The following is a 1592-nucleotide window of genomic DNA, read 5'->3' as shown; positions in this document are numbered from 1 at the left end:
GAACCACCGCATTCGCGAGCAAGCCCGCTCCCACACAAGCCAGCTCCCACAGTTTGATCTCCATTTGTCAGGGAATCAGTGGTGTTTCAGCAATTTGGATTCCAGGTGGTCCAGGTGCTGGGTCATCAGGCTCACGGCAGCGGTGGCGTCGCGTTGCTCCAATGCATCCACAATGGCCATATGCTCCTGCCACGCGCAGTAAGTGCAGGCTTTCGCCTCATACTGGGCAATAACCAACGACGTCAGCGGCACCAAACTGTTGAGGAACTGTGCCAGCGGCGCGTTACGCGCCATCGCGGCCAATTGCAGGTGGAACTCCCCGGACAGACGAATCGCCGGCCCACGCTGGTCGCGCTCGATGCACTCGCGCTCGCGGGCGATCAGCTCGCGCAATTGGCGCAGTTGCGTGGGCGTGGCGTGCACGCAGGCCAATTGCACCACGGTGATTTCGGTGAGGCGCCGGGCCTCGAGGATCTGCCGGGTTTGCTGGGCATCCGGCGCGGCCACCTGGGCGCGCTGGTTGGGGCGCAGGATGACCACTTGCTGGTGCGACAGTTTGGCCAGCACGCGGCGGATCACGCTGCGGCTGACGCCAAAGGTCTCGCCCAGGCTCTCTTCGGTGAAACGGCTGGCCGGCGCAATGCGCTGTTCGAGGATGGCGTCGAACAGGCGCGGGTAGATGTCGTCCACCGAGGGCTTTTTACCGGCGATCAAGCGCAGGGCAGGGAAGATAGGGTCGCGTTGCAACGCGTAAGCGGTCATGGCCAGTCTCCAAAAAGTCAGCTGCCCAGATGGTCGTCCGGGATGTTCAAGCGAATGCCCATGCGCAGGCCTTCCTGCAGGATGTGCCGACGCATCTCGGCACTGGCCAGGGCGCTGTTCTTGTTGCGGATGGCGCGCACCACCGCTTCGTTTTCGCGCAGGCGTTCGGCCAGGTGTTCCGGCGAGTTGCGCAACACCTGGGCGCTCTGCTTGAGGGCGTTGCTGGTTTGCTGCACCACGTTCTGGAAGATCGGGTTGGAGGTCAGGGCGAACAGCTCTTCGTGGAAGCCGATGTAGGCGTTCATGCCGGCCTCGGCGTCTTCGGCGTCGAGGGCTTCGCGCATGTCCATCAGGGTCAGCCGCAGTTGGCCGACTTCCTTGCTGCTGATGGATTGGGCGACGAGACCGACGATGAAGGGTTCGAGGGTGTAGCGCAGTTGCAGGATATCTTCCAGGCTCGCGTCGGCCACCGCGTCGCTGGACTGGGGTTCGCTGACGCTGGTTTCCAGCACCACCACGCCTTTGCCGGGCATGGAGCGCACCAGGCCGAGGGTTTCCAGCACGATCACCGCTTCGCGCAGGCTGGGTCGGCTGATGCCCATCTGTTCGGCCAGCTCGCGTTGGCCGGGGAGCATTTCACCGCGGCGCCACTGGCCGCGCGCCAAGGCGGCGCGGAGTTTTTCTACCACTGAATTGACGACGGTTGAGGTGCTGATCACGTCTACGCCTCCTTTAAGTTGCAAACACAATATTGAAATTGGCAAAAGTCTAAATGTGGGAGCGGGCTTGCTCGCGAATGCAGTGTGTCAGTCACCACATTTGCAGGCTGA

At 62.5% G+C, this 1592-nt stretch carries 2 protein-coding genes; both read right to left on the bottom strand.

All coding sequences use genetic code 11. The features are described from left to right. Positions 1 to 75: 75 nt before the first annotated feature. Positions 76 to 762, bottom strand: coding sequence for a GntR family transcriptional regulator (locus NUV89_RS29600; protein WP_257784108.1), 687 nt, complete (start codon positions 760 to 762; stop codon positions 76 to 78). Positions 763 to 779: 17 nt separating this feature from the next. Continuing rightward, complete coding sequence (locus NUV89_RS29595; protein WP_105521795.1) at positions 780 to 1481, bottom strand: FadR/GntR family transcriptional regulator; 702 nt, start codon at positions 1479 to 1481, stop codon at positions 780 to 782. Positions 1482 to 1592: the final 111 nt, after the last annotated feature.

The organism is Pseudomonas sp. 18.1.10 (assembly GCF_024655625.1).
Lineage (GTDB): Bacteria > Pseudomonadota > Gammaproteobacteria > Pseudomonadales > Pseudomonadaceae > Aquipseudomonas.
This window is presented reverse-complemented; position numbering and strand designations above follow the sequence as displayed.